The sequence below is a fragment of the Kitasatospora sp. MBT63 genome (genome assembly GCF_000710465.2).
In the GTDB taxonomy this organism is placed as follows: domain Bacteria; phylum Actinomycetota; class Actinomycetes; order Streptomycetales; family Streptomycetaceae; genus Kitasatospora.
Genome location: NZ_JAIZ01000215.1, coordinates 1 through 5325, shown reverse-complemented (window position 1 = coordinate 5325; position 5325 = coordinate 1). Strand labels below are relative to the sequence as shown.

The window sequence follows — 5325 nt, the reverse complement described above, 5'->3', positions numbered from 1 at the left end:
AGCTGCCCGCCCGGCGCCGGCTCGGCGCTCCGCCGGACGGCCGCCGTCCGGCCGGGCCCCGCTGCTGCGCCCCCGCCCCCGTGCCTGCCGGGTCGCTCCCGGTCCTGCCCCGGACCCCCGCCGCTGCTCCACCTCCTCCCCGGCCCGGTGGCCGCAGCCCGGCCGCCGCTCCGGCGCCGTCCCCGGGCGGCCGGGTCCCGGCCTGAACAGGTGCCCTCGCCGCCCGCCGCTGGACCGACCGGGGTGTTGCCCGACGCTGAAAATGGCTCTGGCCGCGGTTGCGTGAAGCTCACGCCTGGATGATCATGCGGGTGCGGAGGAGGCGAAAGGTTGCTCGCCCGTACATGGCTCGCTTGATCGTTTTTGCTCTGTTGACGTGGCCTTCGACGATGCCGGAGCTCCATTCGAGGGTGAGGCCGGCGGTGACCGCGTCGAAGTCCTGGAGCAGGGAGTTGGCGAAGCCGCGCAGTGGCTCGGGGCCGTCGTGGTTCGCCTGCCGGATCCACTCCATCAGCAAGGTGCCGCGCCGGTTGCGGGTGATGTCCGTGAAGGCCCAGGTGAGATCGCAGGCCCGGGTGATGTCGGGGCAGGCGAGCCGGACCCGGAGCAGTTGGGCCTCCTGTTCGTCGGTGAGTGCCTGTCGGCGGCGGGTGACCCAGGCGGCGATCGTGCTGGGGTGGGGCATCGGCGGGTGCGGGGTCTCGGCCTGGCCGATGGTCAGGCGTGCGACGTACCGCTGGACGGTCCTCACGTGGCCGGAGAATCCGCGTTCGCGGAGCTCTCGGTGGAGGCGGTGGCCGGTCGCCTGGGAGCCGAGTTGGGCAAACCGCTCGTGGAGGTAGGGCTTGTAGGCCGCCAGCTCGGTGTTCGGGCGTCGGCTGGCCGCCGAGGCAAGCAGATCGTCCAGTGGTGTCTTGCGGTACTTGTTCACCGTCCGCCAGTCCAGGTCGAGTTCGCGTGCGACGGCAGCAACCGTCCGGCCCTCGTCCAGGAGGCGGTGGACGTCCGTGTAACGGTGGCGGGTCCGCTCGACGAGCGCGGTGCTGGGCAGTTCCTGCAGCGGCGCCTCGACATCGGGTGGAGCGGGCTTCGCCTCGCGCTCCGCGTACTTCCGCAGGCAGGCACGGTGCTGGCGGCAGGTCTTCTCCAGCGCGTTCGAGAGGTTCTGCAGGAGATGCCAGCGGTCGGCGACTTCGAGAGCCTGCGGTGCGGCCTGCCGGATCGCCTTGCTGTAGGCGCTGGCGCGGTCCCGGCAGATCACCTCGGCACCGGGGTGCGCGGTCAGCCAGGCGGCGAGCGTCTCCGCCGTCCGGTCAGGCAGTACGTCCACCACCCTGCTGGCCTCCACGTCGACCAACACGGTCGCGTACCGGGTCCTGCGCCGCAGGGCGAAGTCGTCCACTCCCAGAACCCGCGGCGCACGGTCGGGAACGGGTGGGGCCTGCAGCAGACCCAGCAGGAGAGTCCGGCCGGCCCTCAACTGCACCTTGCGGCAGAGCCGGGCCCCCGGACGCCCACCGAGCTCCACGGCGACGGCGTGCAGCCGTTCCCTCATGCCCAGGGTGAGGCGCCCGTGCCGTTCGGTGAGACCGGTGACCTGCTCGGCGAAGGTTCGCCTGGGGCAGGACTTCCGGTCGCAGAAGAACCTGCGGGCCTTGAGCCGGACCACCACCTGTCTCTGCCCTACCGGCCTCTCGGCAAGCCGCCGGTAGTACGAGCTGTGCACCCGCCCGGCGACAACTCGGCAGTCCGGGCACCGGCCTGACGGCCCGACGGCCACCGCTTCAACCACGAGTTCCCCGGAGAACTCCTTGACGCTCCCAACCCGCACAGCGATGCCGGGAAAGAGCACATCTTCAATCGAGCACGCCCCCATGATCGAAAACTGCCCCGAGTGAACGTTCCTGCATTCGCTCTGTGACCTGGGAATTCACGCAACCGCGGCCAGAGCCATCTTGAGAGTCGTCCAACACCGGGGCCCGGCCGCTGCTCCCGGCCGCCGTCCCCGGCTGCCCCGAGGACGGCAACCGTTGCCCCGGCCTGGGGGGCCGTGCTGCCCCTCGGCCGCCGTGCCGGTGCTGTGCCGGCCCCGTCCGGCTGCGCCCTCTCAGCACCCACGCCCGGCCGGCTCCGACGGCCCACCCGGCCCCGCCTCCCGGCGGTGCTGGGGCCCGGTCCCTGCCCGGGGCAGTGCTGCTTCACTGCCTTCCCGCTCCAGGAGGTCCGCCGTCTGAGCTGTCCGGCCACTGCGGTGCTGGCCGCCGCTCTGGTCCACCGGGGCCGAGAACGCTGTCCGGTGCCGCCGCTCGGCCGCCGCCGTGGCGTGCCAGGCGCCGGACCTGGCTGCCCCGGCCCGGGGCACTGGTTGTCCCGTGCCCGCCGCCGACTGTCCGGCGCGGTGGCGGCCGCTTCGCAGTCCAGTCGCAGTCCAGCGGTGCCGCCCTCAGCGCCGGCCCGGAGGTGGTCCGGCTCACCGGCCGCCTGCCGGCCGGTGATGCTTCTCGGCGACGCCCGCCCGGTCCCGGACGCAGCCCCTGCGGCCGGACCGCCGCCGTGGTGAGCCCGCCCGACACCAGGGAGTGCTGCCCCCGCCCACCGCTCCGGGGAGCCGGCCGGGTGCCGCCCTGCAGAACCGCGGCCGGGGCAGGGGGCCGATAGCTGCCCGCCGACCGCGTACCGGTGTTCTGGAGTTCGCGCCGGCCGGCCCCGGGGTTCCTCTTCACAGCCGCAGCCACACTGCGACGGCCGAACACGGGCCTCCGCCCCTCGGCCGCTCCGGCCGGCCGACCAAGACACGAAGCCCCGCCCCAACCCCAGCCGAAGTCGCCTCACCAGAAAGAAAGTTGTACCGCTCCACCACCGCAACCCGCCCGCCCGCGCGCCGCTCCGACAACCACCCGGCCGAGCGCGAGAGGGCACCGACGACCCCCACCACGCACAGCTCCGCCCGCCCGCGCGCCGCTGCGCCCCTGGTGGGCTCCACCACCGCGCCGGAGCCCACCAGACCGTCCCGCTGCAGCCCAGGCCGGACGGTGCCGCGCCAGGCCGCTGCGGGGTGCTCCGGTCGAAGGCCGGCCACCGCCCCGAAGGCCAGCCACCGGCCGGCGCCGCTGGTCCACTACGCGGTTGGCCGCCCACCACCCGGCCCCATGGAACAGCTGGACCGCCCACGGGCAGCTGCCGGTGCCCGCCGCCCCGGTGCCGCTACCGCCCTCCCGCTGTGTGCCCGACCCCGCCCAGGTCCGCCCCGCCAGCCGACGGCCGGGCCGGGCCGGTCGCCGCTCTGCCGCCGCGGGGCGGCCGGCCCCGGACCGGGGACGCACCAGGGGCTGCCTGCCACCGTGTCCCTGGCCGGACCCGGCCCCGGCCCGCAGGCCCAGGGCGGGCCGGACCACCGTGCTGCCCCTGCCCGACTACGGCGAGAGTGTGGAGCCCACCGCCAACCGACCCGCTGGCCCTGCCCACGCCCGGCCGCCGCTCCGCCCGGCCGCCGTACCGACAACCGCCGGCCCTGACCGGGCCCGGAGGGCCTGAGCACGCCACCAGGCCACCGTGCAGCGCTCACCCTCCCCCTCGGGCCAACCACTGCTCGTGGAGCCGCCGAGGCCCGGCCGAGCCCCCGGGCGCCGACGCGCTACCCGAACCCTGCCGCCGGGACCGGCCCAGGCCCGCTCCTCCCACCCCGGCCCGCTCGCCCGCCGCTGCGCCGCGCCGGATCCACCACCGCGCCGTGGCCGGCCTACCCGCTGTCCGCCCGGCCGACAGCGGCGCACCGCCCCCGGGCCACCCCTTGTGTGCCCGCCCGACTCCCAAGGCTTCAACGAACCCCGCCCCCGCCGCTGCGCCGCTCCACCAAGGCCTCCGGCCCTGGCCGCCGAGCCGGGGGCCAGCAGCAAGCCAGCAAGAGCCCTTCCACCCAGAGAGAAGGGTCCGCGGAGCCGCCCGCCCGACCAGCCCAGCAGCCACCCCCTGACCACACCAGAACGACGACCCATCCGATCCAACACGTCACCCCAGCAAGCAAGTTGGATGAACCACGTGAACAACTGGAGCTCACAGAACAGAAGTTGAATCACAGCGACTACAAAAGACCACAGATAAAACCAACTTGACCCCGCATGATGCGAATGGAATCACTCCGAAATGCCAACCGGAAAGGCAAATGAATATCGAAGCCGAGGGAATTGACCAACGAAATCAATAAACAATCAAGAAACACAACACAACGGCCACCAACAAATCAAATCCTCAACAGAACCCCACCGACACCACCAGAAACCCACCACAACAACCCCATCAAACCCCGAACACGACAAGGGAAGCGCAGCAATAGAACCAAAAACGAAGCCACCGCGAACACCTCAAGAAAACCCGGAAGAGCCACGCAGGGAAAGCACCACCAACAAACCCACAAACTCCCCCAACACCAGCACCGCCAATAACCGGAACCGAAAACCACCAAACCAATCAACTGACCCACCACCACCCAACCCACCCACCACCACGCTGCGCCCCCTCAGAGGCCGTCGACCGAGTCCTACAGCGCGACTAGGCTCGTATCATGGGGAGAGCGAGGCAGATGGCGGGCTGCCGCCCTACGGGCCCGCGACGGCACCGCGCAGAGCTCGTGAAGCCAGAGAGCCCGGCGGCCGGCTACGGATCGAAGCCCTCGGAATGGGGACAGAACATCCGGCGGGAACTCCCAACACTGGTATTCTGATACAGAGCCGGCGGGCAGCCGCGACAGGCAAACTGCCGAAGCCACGATCTGATTCGGGAGCCAAGCCCCTTGCAAATCGATCGGGCTTGGTACAGAATTGACCTCATCGCCCCTGGCACATACTCCAGGAGCTTCTAATTCCAAATTGGAGCCCGTAGACTGGCTAGGTGGTCCAGACCATAGGTTGCCCAGAAGATGTGACAGAAAGTCACAGAACGATGGTTGTACCGCCGGTACATCTATGCCATACTGATGGTACAGAAAGCGGCAGGCCGAGGATGACCCGCCGAACCCGCACTGCTCAAGGCCGGAGCCACCTCCCGGCCCGGCGATCCGGATGGTCTCTCGAAGGAGCACAGAGTTCGCATGAAATGGCAGCTCATAGGGCCCATGACGTGCCCTCAGCTCCCTTTGGTGGGTGAGGGAAGGCAGGCCGGCGGAGCAAGGAGAGGCACCGGCAACCCCTCCGTCTGCACCACTTCCACCGGTACAGAAAGGGGCGGCAAGGTGTACCACCCCGTCCATCAGTTGGCTGGAGCCACGGAGTGGCGATACAACATTCCGTCACGTAGTGACGGCGCGTCATGTCTCCGGAGGAGACGGCG

The 5325-nt window shown here is 70.9% G+C and carries 1 protein-coding gene; it reads right to left on the bottom strand.

Translation table 11 applies throughout. The features are described from left to right. Positions 1-289 precede the first annotated feature (289 nt). The gene (locus tag AA75_RS14715; RefSeq protein ID WP_149038134.1) at positions 290-1876 is read right to left on the bottom strand and encodes an ISL3 family transposase; all 1587 of its coding nucleotides are present in this window, start codon (positions 1874-1876) and stop codon (positions 290-292) included. Positions 1877-5325: the final 3449 nt, after the last annotated feature.